The organism is Klebsiella sp. R390, assembly GCF_051131745.1.
Lineage (GTDB): Bacteria > Pseudomonadota > Gammaproteobacteria > Enterobacterales > Enterobacteriaceae > Klebsiella.
In genome coordinates this window covers 346,065-363,066 of the sequence record NZ_CP180445.1, presented here as the reverse complement: position 1 = coordinate 363,066, position 17,002 = coordinate 346,065, and the positions used below count along the sequence as shown (strand labels likewise).

17 protein-coding genes are annotated in these 17,002 nt (G+C 57.8%); 11 read left to right on the top strand and 6 right to left on the bottom strand.

Annotated elements, in window-relative coordinates:
- Window positions 1–306: 306 nt before the first annotated feature.
- The 3 genes from ACMYSP_RS01650 to ACMYSP_RS01640 all read right to left on the bottom strand — a co-directional run bounded on the left by ACMYSP_RS01650 (window position 307) and on the right by ACMYSP_RS01640 (window position 3,504).
- A complete protein-coding gene (locus ACMYSP_RS01650; protein WP_434585195.1) occupies window positions 307–591 on the bottom strand; it encodes a hypothetical protein in 285 nt (94 codons plus the stop codon).
- Between the two features lie 187 nt (window positions 592–778).
- Window positions 779–1,093: a PTS sugar transporter subunit IIB gene (locus tag ACMYSP_RS01645; RefSeq protein ID WP_434585194.1), complete on the bottom strand. Its 315-nt coding sequence runs from the start codon at window positions 1,091–1,093 to the stop codon at window positions 779–781.
- A 104-nt stretch (window positions 1,094–1,197) separates the two neighbouring features.
- Window positions 1,198–3,504, bottom strand: a complete 2,307-nt coding sequence (locus tag ACMYSP_RS01640) for a helix-turn-helix domain-containing protein (protein WP_434585193.1) — start codon at window positions 3,502–3,504, stop codon at window positions 1,198–1,200.
- A 171-nt stretch (window positions 3,505–3,675) separates the two neighbouring features.
- Here ACMYSP_RS01640 and ACMYSP_RS01635 point away from each other — a divergent pair, with 171 nt between their 5' ends.
- Both ACMYSP_RS01635 and ACMYSP_RS01630 read left to right on the top strand, forming a co-directional pair.
- Entirely contained in the window at window positions 3,676–4,845 is a 1,170-nt protein-coding gene (locus ACMYSP_RS01635; RefSeq protein WP_434585192.1) for a M20 aminoacylase family protein, read from the top strand.
- A 26-nt stretch (window positions 4,846–4,871) separates the two neighbouring features.
- Window positions 4,872–6,263, top strand: coding sequence for an MFS transporter (locus ACMYSP_RS01630; protein ID WP_434585191.1), 1,392 nt, complete (start codon window positions 4,872–4,874; stop codon window positions 6,261–6,263).
- Here ACMYSP_RS01630 and pspF read toward each other — a convergent pair.
- Entirely contained in the window at window positions 6,254–7,255 is a 1,002-nt protein-coding gene (gene pspF, locus ACMYSP_RS01625) for a phage shock protein operon transcriptional activator (RefSeq protein WP_434585190.1), read from the bottom strand. The genes ACMYSP_RS01630 and pspF overlap by 10 nt on opposite strands.
- 161 nt (window positions 7,256–7,416) lie before the next feature.
- Here pspF and pspA point away from each other — a divergent pair, with 161 nt between their 5' ends.
- The 8 genes from pspA to ACMYSP_RS01585 all read left to right on the top strand — a co-directional run bounded on the left by pspA (window position 7,417) and on the right by ACMYSP_RS01585 (window position 14,481).
- Complete coding sequence (gene pspA, locus ACMYSP_RS01620; RefSeq protein WP_123754066.1) at window positions 7,417–8,082, top strand: phage shock protein PspA; 666 nt, start codon at window positions 7,417–7,419, stop codon at window positions 8,080–8,082.
- A gap of 108 nt (window positions 8,083–8,190) precedes the next feature.
- Window positions 8,191–8,415 (top strand): envelope stress response membrane protein PspB, encoded by a 225-nt coding sequence (gene pspB, locus ACMYSP_RS01615; protein WP_123707669.1) that lies wholly within the window; start codon window positions 8,191–8,193, stop codon window positions 8,413–8,415.
- Window positions 8,415–8,774: an envelope stress response membrane protein PspC gene (gene pspC, locus ACMYSP_RS01610; protein WP_434585188.1), complete on the top strand. Its 360-nt coding sequence runs from the start codon at window positions 8,415–8,417 to the stop codon at window positions 8,772–8,774. The genes pspB and pspC overlap by 1 nt, the downstream gene beginning before the upstream one ends.
- 19 nt (window positions 8,775–8,793) lie before the next feature.
- Window positions 8,794–9,012, top strand: coding sequence for a phage shock protein PspD (pspD, locus tag ACMYSP_RS01605; RefSeq protein ID WP_174508883.1), 219 nt, complete (start codon window positions 8,794–8,796; stop codon window positions 9,010–9,012).
- A gap of 113 nt (window positions 9,013–9,125) precedes the next feature.
- Window positions 9,126–10,523 carry a YcjX family protein gene (locus tag ACMYSP_RS01600; protein ID WP_434585187.1) on the top strand — a complete coding sequence of 466 codons (1,398 nt, stop codon included), beginning with the start codon at window positions 9,126–9,128 and terminating at the stop codon, window positions 10,521–10,523.
- Window positions 10,520–11,575 (top strand): TIGR01620 family protein, encoded by a 1,056-nt coding sequence (locus ACMYSP_RS01595; RefSeq protein WP_434585186.1) that lies wholly within the window; start codon window positions 10,520–10,522, stop codon window positions 11,573–11,575. Before ACMYSP_RS01600 ends, ACMYSP_RS01595 begins: the two co-directional genes overlap by 4 nt.
- A 205-nt stretch (window positions 11,576–11,780) precedes the next feature.
- Entirely contained in the window at window positions 11,781–13,322 is a 1,542-nt protein-coding gene (gene tyrR, locus ACMYSP_RS01590; protein ID WP_123754071.1) for a transcriptional regulator TyrR, read from the top strand.
- A 103-nt stretch (window positions 13,323–13,425) separates the two neighbouring features.
- The gene (locus ACMYSP_RS01585; protein ID WP_434585184.1) at window positions 13,426–14,481 is read left to right on the top strand and encodes an AbrB family transcriptional regulator; all 1,056 of its coding nucleotides are present in this window, start codon (window positions 13,426–13,428) and stop codon (window positions 14,479–14,481) included.
- A gap of 55 nt (window positions 14,482–14,536) precedes the next feature.
- On the opposite strand, the gene tpx is transcribed toward ACMYSP_RS01585, so the two are convergent.
- Entirely contained in the window at window positions 14,537–15,043 is a 507-nt protein-coding gene (tpx, locus tag ACMYSP_RS01580; protein WP_123754072.1) for a thiol peroxidase, read from the bottom strand.
- A 103-nt stretch (window positions 15,044–15,146) separates the two neighbouring features.
- Here tpx and ycjG point away from each other — a divergent pair, with 103 nt between their 5' ends.
- Window positions 15,147–16,112 (top strand): L-Ala-D/L-Glu epimerase, encoded by a 966-nt coding sequence (gene ycjG / locus ACMYSP_RS01575; protein ID WP_434585182.1) that lies wholly within the window; start codon window positions 15,147–15,149, stop codon window positions 16,110–16,112.
- Here the strand turns inward: ycjG and mpaA are convergent.
- On the bottom strand, window positions 16,103–16,816 hold the full coding sequence (gene mpaA / locus ACMYSP_RS01570) for a murein tripeptide amidase MpaA (protein ID WP_434585181.1): 714 nt from the start codon (window positions 16,814–16,816) through the stop codon (window positions 16,103–16,105). The genes ycjG and mpaA overlap by 10 nt on opposite strands.
- Window positions 16,817–17,002: the final 186 nt, after the last annotated feature.

The window sequence follows — 17,002 nt, the reverse complement described above, 5'->3', positions numbered from 1 at the left end:
CTTAAACGCTCACAGGGACCATCTCGTCAGTCGCTGCGTCATTGTGCGCGAGCACCACTCCTTCGAGTATACCTCGTAAACCCATCTGGCGTTTTTATCTGCCATTTCCCTGAATTAACGCGTAAAACCCACGGGGGCGCAAGCCGCGCCGATCGTGAGGCGTCCAAGGAGGTGATGGGTTGATATTCATCAAAAACCTGAGGGTATGGTGCTCTTTTAAACGCTTCTCAGCATATTCATGCGTTGTATGGAGAATAATGAAACATGGTATCTTTTTATGGCTGAATTCTCCAGTAAGCTTGGTGATTACAGCGGAAGCAGGCGGTTATAACGCCCGATATACTCCTTGGGTGTGATTTCAATTTCCGAGCCTTCACGATGGGTGGCTACGAAAGTCCGCAATACCATCCCGCTGCGTTTCTCGCTAATTTCCCAGCCTTGCTGGCGATAGGCATCAAGGGTTGAACGAATACACAGGTCTGAGAAAATCATCATCACCGACAGCGCGGGCGAATGATGATGCTTCATGGTGTAGGTTAAGCTGACATGGGCCGCATAGCGACTAAGAGTATGAATATTAACCGGAATCATGTGCGTTTTCAGTCCATTGAACGATGATGGCGCAGACTATAATTCACATTGACACATCTTGCCAGTTACAAATATTTAACCCCCAGAACGCTGAAAACACAGGGTAATCTGGCCCGCCAGGCTACGGTTGGTAAAATGCGGGTGACTGCTGCGAGTGACCCGCATGGCATTGCGAAGGCCGGAGTTATCAGTTGAGCGAATGGGCCAGCGTCGTCAGGGCAAACTGCAGTACTTTTTCGCCATCAAAGGCGGCGTAGGGCAGGCTTTCGATCACCGCAATCTGCTGGTTATTCTGCAACACGGCGGCAATCTCATCGGTCTTATATTGAATATGCGGCGCCACTAACACTGCGTGATAGGCGGGAGCTACGCTAAAGACATTCTCCAGACCGACGGCGCTAATCAGCATATTCATCCCCTGAGCATCCGCGATTTTTTGCATTTTCTTCGCTAAGAGGTTCGCGGTTTCCCCGAACAAGCAACATATCAGTAATTTTTTCACGGTGTGATCCTCGATGGAGTCCCGTGTCTACATTATGCCGCTGCGGTTGATGAAAATGCGCAGTGCATCAATTAGTGCAGCAATTAGTGCAGCAAATTGTCTGGTTAATCACCTAACGGGGTGAACTCGTAAAGCACCAGCGCATTGCTGTCCAGGGAGTCGACGATATGCCAGCCGCTCTCCGGAGTCTCTTGCGAAACGCTCAGCGCCGGGCGGGCCTTGTGCATCAGCCACTGATAATCTTCATCGTCCGGGCCGCTGTGGCTGCGAAAGGCTTCAAACAGTGGGAATAATGCCCCGTGATGCTGATCGAACAGATGCTGCTTCACCCGCCAGTGCCCCTCAAGTCCGGACAGCCGCACGCTGTAGGGCTGGCGAAAGCGCTGGATAAACGCCTCTTCGCTGGAGAGCCAGGGGTTGAACACCACCGTATTGCGCAACAAAAGCTGATACTGATTGCCGTGACGCAGCAGCAACATTTTTTTGTCGTTGACCAGCACGTCACCGCGCAATCGTCGCCAAAGCCACAGCACCCAGTAAACGGGACGAGGCAGGCCGTGGAGATAGTGCAACGCCAGGCTTGAGGTATCCAGCTTGCCGGTAACGCTCGATTCCCCTTGCAGACCAGAGTTGAGCCAGAAGCCCGCCAGCCATACCTGTTCCGCCAGCCCCAGCAGGTTATCCATCAGCAATGCGCCGCGGAAAAACCGGCCGTTGGTGTCGCGAGTGTTGCCGGTTAAGGTGTTCCATGACAATAGCCAGACCGGCAGCGACAGCTGACGCTGGCGTAGGGCGCTGTGGATCTGGCGCAGCTTATGTACCGGATAGTTTTCACTCGAGGCCAGCTTGCTGCTATCCAGTTGGGCCAGATCCAGCAGCTCATTGGTATCGGCCTGGCAGGCAAGAAAGCTTGCTTCGCTGAGAACAGGTGACTGCAGTAACGGGTCATCGCTAATGGCAAGCTCCGGGAAGCGGTGCCAGACTCCCAACTGCGGCTGTGGCAGATATGCCTGCAGCGTCTCACGCTGTTGCTGCCAGGCGTGCTGGCGGGCCGCTTCGGTCGCCTGGGGCGACCAGTGCCAGACAAATCGCCAGCTGGCCAGGGTTGCCGCCGGAAAATGGTTGGCCGCGAGGCGCAAAAAGCGCTGTAGTAAATCGCAACGGGTGGTCAGCCCGGTATGTAAGATCACCCCCCAGCCCATTTTCGCCAGCCAGCTGAAGATCTGTTGCAGGTTATACCAGCAGGCGTAGCCGGCCATTTGCGGATCGTCCCAACCGGTGGCGAACAGCCGGCTGCTGAGAAAGGGGTCGTTAATATCAATCGCGTAGACCGGCAGGCTGCGGTGCAGCTGCTCCAGCTCGCGTCGGACATCTTCCCGTAGTAAATCATCCAGTTCGCGGACGGTGACCACCATGCGGGTGTGGCGTAATGTGGCGACGCGGACCGGCAGCTGGCGCAGATCGATCTGCCGGGTTTGCTGTGGATTGAGCAACGGGGGCGGGTTGTCCCAGCCATTCTGTTCTGGCTCATTGAGCCGGGCATAGAGACGCTCGACGGCCACCGGCTGCCAGATATCCACCAGCCCGGCACGCGGGCGCCCGGATTCGCCGCTGGTTTGCGGGTGCTGCTGGCGAAACTGACGTGGCGTCACTTCATGAAAGCGTTTAAACAGATCGCTCATGATGCGGGTGCTGGCGAAGCCTTGCTCCTGGGCAATCTGCTGGACCGGTTTGCGGGTGGCGATCAGTTGCTCTGCCGCCTTGTTGAGGCGCAGGGCGGTAATGTACTGCACGAAGCTCATGCCCACTTCCTTGCGAAACAGGCGCGACAGCCAGGCTTCGGAGACAAACTCGGCGGCGGCGACATCGTGGAGCGAAAGCCGACGCTGGTAGTTCGCGTCAATACGTGCGACCACCCGTGCGATGCGTCGGCTCCATTTCTCGGCACCGCGTGCGGGGCTGGAAGCCAGCGGGCGGGAGAAGCGGGTGGAGAGCAGCAGGGCAATCTCGCTCAACCAGCGGTTGGCCTCTAGCCGGTAGCGGGCCTGATGATTCACCAGCTCTATCACCAGCAGCTGGCGCATTAACCGGCGCAGGTTGTCATCGGCGTCGCGGGTTTCGTCACTGACCTGGTAGCCCACGGCAAAGAACTCGCTATCGAGACGTGTCAGCCAGCTACAAGATAAGGTCAGGAGCATCACCGCGTTGCCGGCCGCCGCGTGCAGGTGCCACCGCCGGTTGCGATTCACGATGGCCAGCTCGTCAGGATGCAGGATCTGCTGCCCGTCACCGTCATGCAGCTCAACGCGGCCTTCCAGCACCCATATCAGAGTTAACAGCTCGCTCTCGGGTTGATTGAACTGCCGAATATCGCGGACCGCGACGCTAAAATCGCCTGAATGATGCTCCACCGTTACCTCTCTCCAGGACAAAAAGCAACATGTTGTTTTTTGTCATAACCGTTCAGTATGAAAAACACTCATGAATAATCCGTCAATATAAAACAAAAAACCGCACTTTAATGCTAATCGGACAGCATAAACTCGAAAGTGTCGCGCAAACACAATCAAGGAATAACAAAAATGACACATCCACTTATTGAGGCATTACAGGTTAAAGAAGCATCGTTTATTGAACTGCGCCGCCGATTCCACCAGCAGCCGGAAATTGGCTTCGAAGAACATAAAACCAGCGATGAGGTGGCTCGTCTGCTGACGGAGTGGGGTTATGAGGTACACCGCGGTCTGGCCGGAACCGGAGTGGTCGGAACCCTGAAGGTGGGCGAGGGTGAGCGTCGTCTGGGCCTGCGGGCGGACATGGACGCATTACCGATGCAGGAGGCCAGCGGCAAGGCCTGGGCCAGCCAGACCGATGGCCGTTTTCACGGCTGTGGCCATGACGGACATACCACCACGCTGCTCTACGCCGCCGAATATCTGGCGCGTACCCGGCAGTTCAACGGCACGCTGCATCTGATTTTCCAGCCGGCGGAAGAGCTGCTGTATGGCGGGCGGGTGATGGTTGAAGATGGCCTGTTCGATAAGTTCCCCTGCGATATCCTGTTTGGACTGCACAACATGCCGGGGCAGGCGCTGGGGAGAATTGGCCTGCGCGACGGCGCGATGATGGCCTCTTCCGATACGTTGCATATCGAAGTGAAAGGGGTTGGTGGACATGGGGCGGTACCGGAACACACCGTAGATGCGACGTTGGTCGCCTGCCATATCACCCTCGCGCTGCAATCTATTGTGTCGCGCAACATCACCCCCTTTGAACCGGCGGTGGTGACCGTAGGCAGTATCCAGGCCGGGCATGCGCCCAATATCATCAACGACAAAGTACTGATGAAGCTGACGGTGCGTACCCTCAACGAACAGGTGCGTGAAACGGTCCTCCAGCGGATCCACGACATTGCCGTCGCCCAGGCGGAAAGTTTTAACGCTACCGCCACCCTAAGCCACATCAACGGCAGCCCGGTGCTTAAAAACGATCCCGCTGCCAATGAGATGGTCCGCACAGTGGCAACCTCGCTGTTTGGCGAAGCGCTGGTGGGCGAGGTGAAACCCTTTATGGGCAGCGAAGATTTCGCCTTTATGCTGGAACATAATCCGCATGGTAGCTACTTCACCATCGGTGCCGGGGATGAAGCTGACCGCTGCATGGTGCATAACCCGGGCTACGACTTCAACGATGAGATCCTGCTCAAGGGGGCGGCGCTGTGGTGCGGCCTGACGGAACATTATCTGCGTTAACTACTCGCGCTGGGGAGGGCCCACTTATGAGTTCCGTATCTCTGACCGAAGCACCTTTTGTTGGTACCGACCGTCTGCTGGCAGGCATTGTGTTGAGCGTGTTGACCTTCTGGCTGTTTGCTCAGTCGGTGATTAACGTCGTACCGGCCATGAAAAACAGTCTTGATATCTCCCTTGAAACGTTGACGCTGGCGGTAAGCCTGAGCGCGTTGTTCAGCGGTTGCTTTGTGGTAGCCAGCGGCGGGCTGGCGGATAAATTTGGCCGGATGCGCATGACCCATATCGGCCTGGTGCTGAGTATTGGCGGCAGCGCTCTGCTGGTGCTGGCACAAGGGCCCTGGCTGTTTCTGGCCGGGCGCGTGCTGCAGGGGTTATCGGCGGCCTGCATTATGCCGGCCACCCTGGCGCTGATTAAAACCTGGTACGAAGGCAAAGCGCGCCAGCGGGCGGTGAGCTTCTGGGTGATCGGCTCGTGGGGCGGCAGCGGTTTATGCTCGTTTGTCGGCGGAGCTATTGCGACCGGACTGGGCTGGCGCTGGATCTTTGTCTTCTCCATTATCGTGGCGCTGGTGGCCTTGCTGCTGTTGCGCGGCACGCCGGAGAGTCGGAGCGCCAGCGCCCGGGAGCACAAGCTGGATATCAGCGGTTTGTTGAGTCTGATCGTCTCGCTGGTGCTGCTGAATTTGTTTATCAGCAAAGGCCACAGTTGGGGCTGGAGCAGCGGCCTGTCGCTGGCGATGCTCGCCGGCTCACTCGTATCGGGCGGGTATTTCATCCGCAGCGGGCTGCGTAAAGGGGAATCGGCGCTGATTGATTTTGCGCTGTTTCGCAACCGGGCCTACAGCGCCGCGGTACTGTCAAACTTTATGCTCAATGGCGCCGTCGGCACGATGATGATCACCAGCATCTGGCTGCAGAAAGGGCACAACCTGAGCCCGCTGGAAACCGGCGGAATGACGCTGGGCTATCTGGTCACCGTGCTGGCGATGATCCGCGTCGGTGAAAAGCTGCTGCAGCGCTACGGGGCCAGGCTGCCGATGATGACCGGGCCGGTCTTTACCGCAGTGGCGATCCTGCTTATCTCCTGCACCTTCCTCGATAAATCCGTCTATATCGTTACGGTCTTTCTCAGTAACGTGTTGTTTGGCCTTGGGCTGGGCTGCTACGCCACGCCGTCAACCGACACCGCGGTGGTGAACGCCCCGGAAAATAAAGTCGGTGTCGCTTCAGGGATTTACAAGATGGGCAGTTCGTTGGGCGGGGCGATGGGGATTGCCGTGACAGCGTCACTTTTCGCGCTGCTGTTACCGCTTGGCATGGCCAGCGCCGCGCAGTATGCCCTGTGGTTCAACGCGGCGATGTGCCTGGGCGCGACGGTAGTCAGCGCCCTGATGCTGCCACGTCTGACTCACAGTTGATGTTTTTTCAGCAGCGCCCGAAGCTGGTGGTAGGTTAAGCCGAGTAACTGTGCCGCCTGTTTCTGATTGAACTTCGCCTGCTGCAGGCTTGCCTGCAGCAGGTTTTTTTCTTGTTCATGCTGGAAGCTCCGCAGATCCAGCGGGAGCGCAGGCCCGGCCGTGTGCGGTTCGGCATCGGCGCGCTGAGGTGGCGGCGACGCCTGATGTTGATGAAAAGGGTTAATGATGATGTTGTCGAGTTCGCTGTCGCTGGAGCCATGGCGATACACCGAACGCTCCACCACGTTTTTCAGCTCACGGATATTCCCCGGCCAGCGATAGCCCAGCAGCGTGTCGCAGGCGTTTTCGCTGAAGCCCGGGAACAGTGGCAGGCCCAGCTCACGGCACATCTGAATGGCAAACTGATTCGCCAGCAGCATAATGTCGCTTTGCCGTTCGCGCAGCGGCGGCAGCTGCACCACATCAAAGGCCAGGCGGTCGAGGAGATCGGCGCGAAAATGGCCGCTTTCAACCATCGCAGGCAGGTCGGCGTTGGTGGCGCACACCAGCCGCACGTTGACCTGTAGCGGCTGGCTGCCGCCGACACGCTCAAGTTCACCATATTCAATGACCCGCAACAGTTTTTCCTGTACCAGCATCGGTGCCGTGGCCAGTTCATCAAGAAACAGCGTTCCGCCATCGGCGCGTTCAAAGCGGCCGGGATGACGTTTGCTGGCGCCGGTAAAAGCGCCGGCCTCATGGCCGAACAGCTCGCTATCCAGCAGGTTTTCATTTAACGCCGCGCAGTTGAGAGAGATAAACGGCCCCTGCCAGCGGGAAGAGAGAAAGTGCAGGCGGTTTGCGATGAGCTCTTTACCGGTACCGCGCTCGCCAATGACCAGCACCGGTTTATCGAGCGGTGCCAGCCGCGAAACCTGTTCCAGTACCTCGATAAAGCTGTTGGCTTCGCCGAGCAGGTTGTCCTTGTTATCCGCCATGATGAAATTCGCCATTTAATCGTGTGATTCACCAGGTTACTCTAGCAACCCGCTGTGCAGATAACAATCACTTCTTTTCAAATCAATAAGATAAAAAACTGGCACGCAACTTGTATTAGTACTCTCAGTATTGCCACAGGCCACCGCCTGATATCAGAACTATGAGGATTATTATTATGGGTATTTTTTCTCGTTTTGCCGACATCGTGAACGCCAACATCAACTCCCTGCTGGAGAAAGCGGAAGATCCGCAGAAGCTGGTTCGTCTGATGATTCAGGAGATGGAAGACACGCTGGTAGAAGTGCGTTCCACCTCGGCCCGCGCGCTGGCTGAAAAGAAACAGCTGAGCCGCCGTATCGAACAAGCCCTTGCCCAGCAGGCAGAGTGGCAGGAAAAAGCAGAACTGGCACTGCGCAAAGATAAAGAAGATCTGGCCCGTGCGGCACTGATCGAAAAACAGAAGCTGACCGACCTGATTGCCAGCCTCGAAAATGAAGCGCAGATGATCGATGAAACGCTGACGCGCATGAAGAAAGAGATTGGCGAGCTGGAAAACAAACTGAGCGAAACCCGCGCTCGTCAGCAGGCGTTAACCTTACGCCATCAGGCTGCCAGCTCATCCCGCGACGTGCGTCGCCAGCTGGACAGCGGTAAAATTGATGAAGCTATGGCGCGTTTTGAATCCTTCGAACGTCGTATCGACCATATGGAAGCGGAAGCAGAGAGCCATGGTTTCGGCAAACAGAAAACCCTGGACCAACAGTTTGCCGACCTGAAAGCGGACGACGAAATCAGCGAACAGCTGGCAGCGTTAAAAAGTAAAATGAACCAAAACAACTAATGGAATACGCCGACGCCTTCGGCCCATGCTGTGCAGTTCCAGCGGACTGAAGGCACAGGTGTTGCGGCGCGGTCATGCGCCGCCGTTCACTCACTGTAAGGAGTACACATGAGTACGCTTTTTATTGCCATTCCCCTGACGCTGTTTGTGCTGTTCGTATTACCGGTCTGGCTTTGGCTGCACTATAACAACCGCAGCGCCAGCGGCAGTTTATCGCAGAACGAACAGCAGCGTTTATTGCAGCTGACCGATGATGCGAAGCGCATGCGCGAACGTATCCAGACGCTGGAAGACATTCTTGATGCCGAACATCCGAACTGGAGAGAAAAATAATGGGCGGATTGGATCTGAACAAAAAACTCTGGCGCGTGCCGCAGCTTGGCATGGTCAAAGGGGTCTGCGCCGGTATTGCGCAGTACCTGGATGTACCGGTCAAACTGGTGCGCTTGATTACCGTGCTGGCGATGATATTTGGCCTGTTTTTCTTTGTGGTGGTGGCGTACATCATCCTGACTTTCGTTCTCGACCCGATGCCGGAAAGCGAGCTGCATGGCGAGAAAATGCCCACCAGCGGTGAACTGTTAGCTGTGGCGGACAGAGAGCTGGCAACCAGTGAACACCGCCTGCGGGAAATGGAACGTTACGTCACGTCAGATACTTTTACGCTGCGCAGTCGGTTCCGCCAGCTGTAGCTTAACGACGAGGTCACGCATGAACATCAAATGGCAGCAAACAGGACAAAAAATGAAGCCCGGTCTGAAAATCGTGGGCAAGCTGGTGCTGCTGACGGCGTTACGCTACGGGCCGGCCGGTGTTGCCGGCTGGGCGGTGAAGTCGGTGGCGCGCAGACCGTTAAAAATGCTGCTGGCGGTTGCCCTTGAGCCGGTGCTCAGTCGTCTGGCCCAGCGCTTTGCCCGCGGGATGAAATAAAAGGCCGGGCAGGCGTACCTGGCGTCTGCGGCACAGGCAGCAGAACTTTCTGCTTATCTTCACCTAATAGCTTATAATAAAAGCACTTTCCTTCAGCGCACGACAGGATGGCAATGAAGCGACTCAAAACAGAATTCAATGCGCTGGTCAACCGTGGGGTTGACCGGCATTTACGTCTGGCGGTTACTGGCCTGAGCCGAAGTGGTAAAACCGCCTTTATCACCGCCCTGGTAAACCAACTGCTCAATATTCACTCTGGCGCGCGGCTGCCGCTGCTCAGCGCGGTACGTGAAGAGCGTTTGCTTGGTGTCAAACGGGTGCCGCAACGTGATTTCGGCATTCCACGTTTTACCTATGATGAAGGGCTGGCGCAGCTGTATGGTTCACCGCCGGTCTGGCCGACGCCGACCCGCGGGGTTAGTGAAATTCGCCTGGCGCTGCGCTACCGCTCCAGCGAATCGCTGCTGCGCCACTTTAAAGAAACCTCCACGCTGTATCTGGAAATTGTCGACTATCCCGGCGAATGGCTGCTCGATTTACCGATGCTGGCCCAGGAATACCTTAGCTGGTCACGGCAGATGACCGGCCTGTTGCAGGGGGATCGTGCGGAGTGGTCAGCGCGCTGGCGTCAGCTGTGCGAAGGGCTGGATCCGCTGGCACCGGCGGATGAAAACCGCCTGGCGGAGATTGCCGCCGCGTGGACCGACTACCTGCACGCCTGCAAACGTGAAGGGCTGCACTTTATTCAGCCCGGCCGGTTTGTGCTGCCCGGCGACATGGCCGGAGCGCCCGCGCTGCAGTTTTTCCCGTGGCCGGATGTCGACGCGATCGGAGAAGCGAAGCTGGCGCAGGCCGACAGACACAGCAACGTCGGCATGTTGCGCGAGCGCTTTAAGTATTACTGCGAAAAAGTCGTGAAGGGCTTTTACAAAGATCACTTCCTGCGCTTTGACCGCCAGATCGTGCTGGTGGACTGCCTGCAGCCGTTGAACAGCGGGCCGCAGGCCTTCAACGATATGCGCCTGGCGCTGACCCAGTTGATGCAGAGTTTTCATTACGGCCAGCGGACCTTGTTCCGCCGCTTGTTTTCGCCGGTGATCGACAAACTGCTGTTTGCCGCCACCAAAGCTGACCACGTCACCGTCGATCAGCATGGCAATATGGTCTCTTTGCTGCAGCAGCTGATTCAGGATGCCTGGCAAAATGCTGCCTTCGAAGGCATCAGTATGGATTGCCTTGGGCTGGCATCGATTCAGGCGACGCAGAGTGGGTTAATCGAGGTTAACGGCGAGAAAATTCCCGCACTGCGCGGCGCTCGCCTGAGTGACGGTCAGCCCCTGACGGTCTATCCGGGCGAGGTGCCGGCCCGCCTGCCGGGTCAAGCGTTCTGGCAACAACAGGGGTTCCAGTTTGAGAATTTCCGTCCGCAGGTGATGGACGTTGATAAGCCGCTGCCGCATATCCGCATGGACGCAGCGCTTGAATTTTTGATTGGAGATAAGTTGCGATGAGCGAACCGATAAAACCGCGTATCGACTTCGACGGGCCGCTGGAAGCGGAGAAAATAGATGCTCTGAAATCGGCCCGCGCCTTTGATGGCGTCGAGGCGGAGAAATTTGCCCCGGCACGGATCGACGCGCTGGAAGAAGAAGAGGGCGCAGCAGAGGCGGTCGTTGAGTCGGTGCTGCGGCCAAAACGCAGCCTGTGGCGGCGGATGGTGAGCGCCGGGCTGGCGATCTTTGGCGTCAGCGTAGTGGCCCAAGGGGTACAGTGGACCATGACCGCCTGGCAGACGCAGGACTGGATCTCGCTTGGCGGTTGCGTCGCCGGGGCGTTGATTGTCGGCGCCGGCGTCGGCTCGGTAGCGACCGAATGGCGGCGCTTATGGCGTCTGCGCCAGCGCGCCCATGAGCGCGATGAGGCGCGAGACCTGATGCACAGCCATGCGGTTGGCAAAGGGCGCGCATTTTGCGAGAAGCTGGCCCAGCAGGCCGGCCTGGATCAGGCGCATCCGGCATTACAACGCTGGTATGCGGCCATCCACGAGACGCAGAATGACCGCGAGGTGGTCAGTCTGTACGCGCAGCTGGTGCAGCCGGTGCTCGACGCCCAGGCGCGTCGCGAAATCAGCCGTTCAGCGGCAGAATCGACGCTGATGATTGCCGTCAGCCCGCTGGCGTTGGTAGACATGGCGTTTATCGCCTGGCGTAATCTGCGGCTGATTAACCGCATTGCCACGCTGTACGGCATTGAACTGGGCTATTACAGCCGCCTGCGCCTGTTCCGCCTGGTGCTGTTGAATATCGCCTTCGCCGGGGCCAGCGAGCTGGTGCGAGAAGTGGGTATGGACTGGATGTCGCAGGATCTGGCGGCGCGGCTATCGGCGCGTGCGGCACAAGGGATCGGTGCCGGTTTGCTGACCGCACGGCTGGGGATTAAGGCCATGGAACTGTGTCGTCCGCTGCCGTGGATCGCTGACGATAAACCGCGGCTGGGGGATTTCCGCCGTGAGCTGATAGGCCAGCTCAAGGATACGTTGCAGAAGGGTAAACCTCAGACCTGATAGCAACGTCAATAGTCAGGGCCGTCGGGTAACCGGCGGCTTTTTTGTTTCCGCGCGCCGGCAAAGCGCCAGTGAGCGGATATCTTTACGCCATAACGGCGCTTTTTCCGCCATGCTGTCAATATTTGTTGACAGCTATCTTCACGCCAGCAAATAACTGTCCTATTATTCATCCGTCATTGGCCTTTTTAGGGTGAAAACTCCCATGCGTCTTGAAGTCTTTTGTGAAGACCGTCTTGGTCTGACCCGTGAATTACTGGATTTGCTGGTGCTACGCGGTATCGATTTACGCGGCATTGACATCGATCCTATTGGCCGAATTTACCTCAATTTCGCCGAGCTGGAGTTTGCCAACTTCAGCAGCCTGATGGCGGAAATCCGCCGTATTTCCGGCGTGACCGACGTGCGTACCGTGCCGTGGATGCCGTCGGAGCGTGAACACCTGGCGCTGAGCGCGCTGCTGGTGGCGATGCCGGAGCCGGTGCTGTCGCTGGATACTAAAGGCAAGGTTGAACTGGCGAACCCCGCCAGTTGCCAGCTGTTTGCGCAAAGCCCGGAGCGGCTGCGTAATCATCCGGTTGCGCAGCTAATTACCGATTTTAACGTCCAGCGCTGGCTGGAAAGCAGCCCGCAGGAGTCGCTGAGCGAACATGTGGTGGTGAACGGACAGAACTTCGTGCTGGAAATCACCCCGGTGTACCTCGAAGGTGAACACGGAGAACGGGTCCTGACCGGGGCGGTGGCGATGCTGCGTTCGACCGTGCGCATGGGGCGCCAGCTGCAAACCATGACCACCCAGGACACCAGCGCCTTCAGCCAGATTCTCGCCGTCGGCCCGAAAATGCGTCATGTCGTTGAGCAGGCCCGTAAGCTGGCGATGCTGAGCGCGCCGCTGCTGATTGTCGGCGATACCGGTACTGGCAAAGATTTACTGGCGCATGCCTGTCATCTGGCCAGCCCGCGGGCGGCTAAACCGTATCTGGCACTGAACTGCGGCTCGATTCCGGAAGATGCGGTGGAGAGCGAACTGTTTGGCGATGCCATTCAGGGCAAAAAAGGCTTCTTTGAGCAGGCCAACGGCGGCTCGGTGCTGCTGGATGAAATCGGCGAAATGTCGCCGCGGATGCAGACCAAACTGCTGCGTTTTCTCAACGACGGCACCTTCCGTCGCGTCGGTGAAGATCACGAAGTTCATGTTGATGTCCGGGTTATCTGCGCCACCCAGAAGAACCTGGTGGAGCTGGTACAGAAGGGGTTATTCCGCGAAGACCTCTACTATCGCCTGAATGTGCTGACCCTGAATCTCCCGCCGTTGCGCGACTGCCCGCAGGATATCATTCCGCTGACCGAACTGTTTGTCGCCCGTTTTGCTGATGAGCAGGGGATCCCGCGGCCGAAGCTCTCCGCCGATCTCAGTACCGTGTTGACCCGTTACAGCTGGCCAGGCAACGTTCGTCAGCTGAAGAATGCGGTCTACCGTGCGTTAACTCAGCTTGATGGCTACGAGATGCGTCCGCAGGATATTTTGCTGCCGGACCACGATGCGGCCTCCCTTCCGGTGGGCGAAGAAGCCATGGAGGGATCGCTGGACGATATTACCCGTCGTTTTGAGCGCTCCGTGCTGACCCAGCTGTACCGTAGCTTCCCGAGCACCCGTAAACTGGCGAAACGTCTTGGGGTATCGCACACGGCGATCGCCAATAAGCTGCGCGAATACGGTCTCAGCCAGAAAAAAGGCGAGGAGTAAGTCGGTCACCGGCTGCCCGGCAGCCGGTGAATGATGCCGAAGGGGCTGTCTTTCGCACCGTTCTGTATATACTCAGATTTTAATCATTTTATCAGGAATAGGGATGTCGACTTCGTCGGGTCATCTGCTTCAGTGGATGAAACTGCTGGCTCTCTCTGCCGGACTCTCATGGCTGCTGTTCTGGCTTCATCTGCCGGCGGCGCTGCTGCTGGGGCCGATGATCGCCGGGATCGCCCTGAGCCTGCGCGGGGCCAACATCCGGGTACCCCGTCCTTTTTTTATCGCCGCCCAGGCCGTTATCGGCTGTATGATCGCCCGCACGCTGACCCCCTCGATTTTTAGCGTGCTCATCGGGCACTGGCCGCTGGTGCTGTTCATTCTGTTCTCCACGCTTGCCGTCAGCGCCCTGACCGGCTGGCTGCTGGTACGTTATAGCTCACTCCCCGGCGCGACCGGAGCATGGGGTAGCTCGCCCGGCGGTGCCTCGGCGATGGTAGTGATGGCGCAGGATTACGGCGCCGACGTGCGGCTGGTGGCCTTAATGCAGTACCTGCGGGTGCTGTTTGTGGCCGGTGCCGCGGCGCTGGTGGTGCGCTTTACCCTCGGTGGAGAAGCGCAGGAGATGAGCCAGCAGATCGTCTGGTTTCCCCCCATTACGTGGCAACTGCCCTGTACGTTGTTGCTGACCGCCGCGGCAGGATGGCTGGGGCTGAAAATGCGTTTTCCTTCCGGTGCTATGCTCTTTCCGATGCTGGCTGGCGCGCTGGTGCAAGGTGAGGGCTGGTTGATGCTGGAGCTGCCGGAATGGCTATTGGCACTGGCTTATGCCGCGGTTGGCTGGAGCGTTGGTCTAAAGTTTAATAAGGCCATTTTTCTGCTGGCCCTCAAGACTCTGCCGCAGATTATTGCCTCGATTATTGGCCTGATTGTGGTCTGTGCGCTAATGGCGCTGGGGGTGACTCAGGTATTGCCGCTTGATTTTATGACCGCGTATCTGGCGACCAGCCCCGGTGGACTGGATACGGTGGCGATTATTGCTGCCGGTACGCGGGCCGATATGTCGTTTATTATGGCGATGCAGACCTTGCGATTGTTTACCATTTTGCTTGCTGGCCCGGCGATCGCGCGCTTTATTTCGCGCTATGCGCCGCAGAAATAGCGCCACAGAAACAAAAAAGCCCCCGTCACCGGAGGCTTGTGTTTCGCGGGCGATATTAGCCTTTCAGCGAAGCCAGCGCTGCATCGTAGTCCGGCTCTTCGGTGATTTCGTTCACCAGTTGGCTGTAGACAACCTGGTCATTTTCATCAACAACGACCACAGCACGAGCTGCCAGACCCGCCAGCGGACCGGCTGCAATGGCTACGCCATAATCAGCCAGGAACTGCGGAGCGCGCAGGGTGGAGAGGGTGACAACATTGTTCAGGCCTTCCGCGCCGCAGAAACGAGACTGGGCAAACGGCAGGTCGGCAGAGATGCATAACACAACGGTGTTATCCAGCTCGGACGCCAGTTGGTTGAATTTACGTACCGATGCCGCGCACACGCCGGTATCGATGCTCGGGAAAATATTCAGTACTTTACGTTTGCCGGCGAACTGGCTCAGCGCGACGTCAGAGAGATCTTTGGCGACCAGCGTAAACGGCTGCGCTGCGGCGCCTGCCTGAGGAATGGTGCCCTGAACAGAAACGGGGTTGCCCTGGAAATGCACGGTTTGTGACATGTTTATCTTCCTGTTTACATATAGTTAACGTCACCGGTAGTGTATGACATCCGTTATCGGCACGGCAAATCCTATTTACTGTTTCCCCTGGAGGAACCTGGGAATGCGAAATCTGCGAGTGTATGAAGAAGCCTGGCCCTTACACACCCCCTTTGTGATTGCCCGCGGCAGCCGCAGCGAGGCAAAAGTGGTGGTGGTGGAAGTGGAAGAGAACGGCGTGAAGGGCGTCGGGGAGTGCACCCCTTATCCACGCTATGGCGAAAGCATCGCTTCGGTGATGGCGCAGATCCTCGCCATTGGCGAGCAGCTGGAAAGCGGCGTCACCCGCGAACAGCTGCAGCAGCTATTGCCCGCCGGCGCGGCGCGTAATGCCGTGGATTGCGCCTTATGGGATTTGCAGGCCAGAAGCGTCGGGAAAACCATCCCGCAATTGTTGGGCGTGGGGCTGCCAAATCGGGTGGTTACGGCGCAAACCGTAGTGATTGGTAGTCCGGAGCAGATGGCGGCCAGCGCCGCTGCGCTGTGGGAAAACGGCGCCCGGCTGCTGAAGGTGAAGCTGGACAATCATCTGATCAGCGAACGACTGATTGCCATCCGTAATGCGGTCCCGCAGGCCACGCTGATTGTCGATGCCAACGAGTCCTGGCACAGTGACGGGCTGGCGGCACGTTGCCAGCTGCTGGCGGATATTGGCGTGGCGATGCTCGAGCAGCCGCTACCGGCGGACGACGATGCGGCACTGGAGAATTTTATTCACCCGTTACCTGTCTGTGCCGATGAAAGTTGCCATACCCGTGCCAGCCTGCCGCAGCTGCGCGGGCGCTATGAGATGGTGAATATCAAGCTGGATAAAACCGGTGGTCTGACCGAAGCGCTGTTTCTGGCTCAGGAAGCCGGGGAGCTTGGGTTTGAACGGATGCTGGGCTGCATGCTTTGCACGTCGCGAGCCATTTCTGCGGCGCTGCCGCTGGCACCGCTGGCGCGTTTTGCCGATCTGGATGGCCCAACCTGGCTGGCGGTAGATGTTGAGCCGGCGCTGCATTTCAGCACCGGCGTGCTTCACCTCTGAGGGTGCCAGTGCAGCAGGTCAGTCATCGCCGACAGATACTTTTCCGTCGCTTCGTCAGCTGAAACAGGCGGGAACTCGGCGGTAATGCAGGGCAGGCCGATATCGGCGCACCAGCTGCCAAAAGAGCCCGGCGTCTCGTAACCCACGCTGCTGACCAGCGGCAGCGTAAAGGCATCGGCCAACCATTGCCCCAGTTCACTGTGGCCGGGGTCTTCGATGCAGGCCAGCGGATCGTGAAACGAGACTACCCACGCCGGGTGGATCTGGTGGATCAGCTGGCACAGCGCCTGGGTTTCGGGTTCCGAACCGGGTTTTTCTCCGGTCAGTAGTACCACGTCACGCTGTTCCGCAGCGCTATTCCAGCGATACACCGTTTCCCCTTCTTTCCAGTTTGCCGCCGGGAAGTTACGGTTTAGATCGACGCCCCGGGCGTTGGCCCGCAGCCCCAACTGACAGCCGTCAGGGTTCACCGCCAGCACGACATGATGGCGCCGTAATTCTGGCTTTAGCGTGCGTAGCGCGCAGGAGAGCGTAACGATTGAAGCGTTTTCATCGCCATGGGTCCCGGCAAGAATCAACCCGCTGCGGCTCTCCGCCAGCGGGGCCGGGAACCAGAGCAGGGGCGCCCCAAGATGGGACTGGCCATAGCGTTGTGTGCCGGGCGGAAAGGCGCCGCGCAGTGGGCGAGGACGAGAAAGAGGCATAGGGCATCCTGTTAGCAGGTTATTTCCAGCAGTGTTGTGTAAAAGCGTCCCGGAATCAAATAGTTTCCTGTCGCCGTTAAAACAGAAGAGAGGTCAATTTTCTCTCATAAGCCGTTTGCAATTTTCGATGATGAAACAAATAATTATCGTTCTGCCAGCTTTGGTTCTTTTATTTTAAAGGGGATC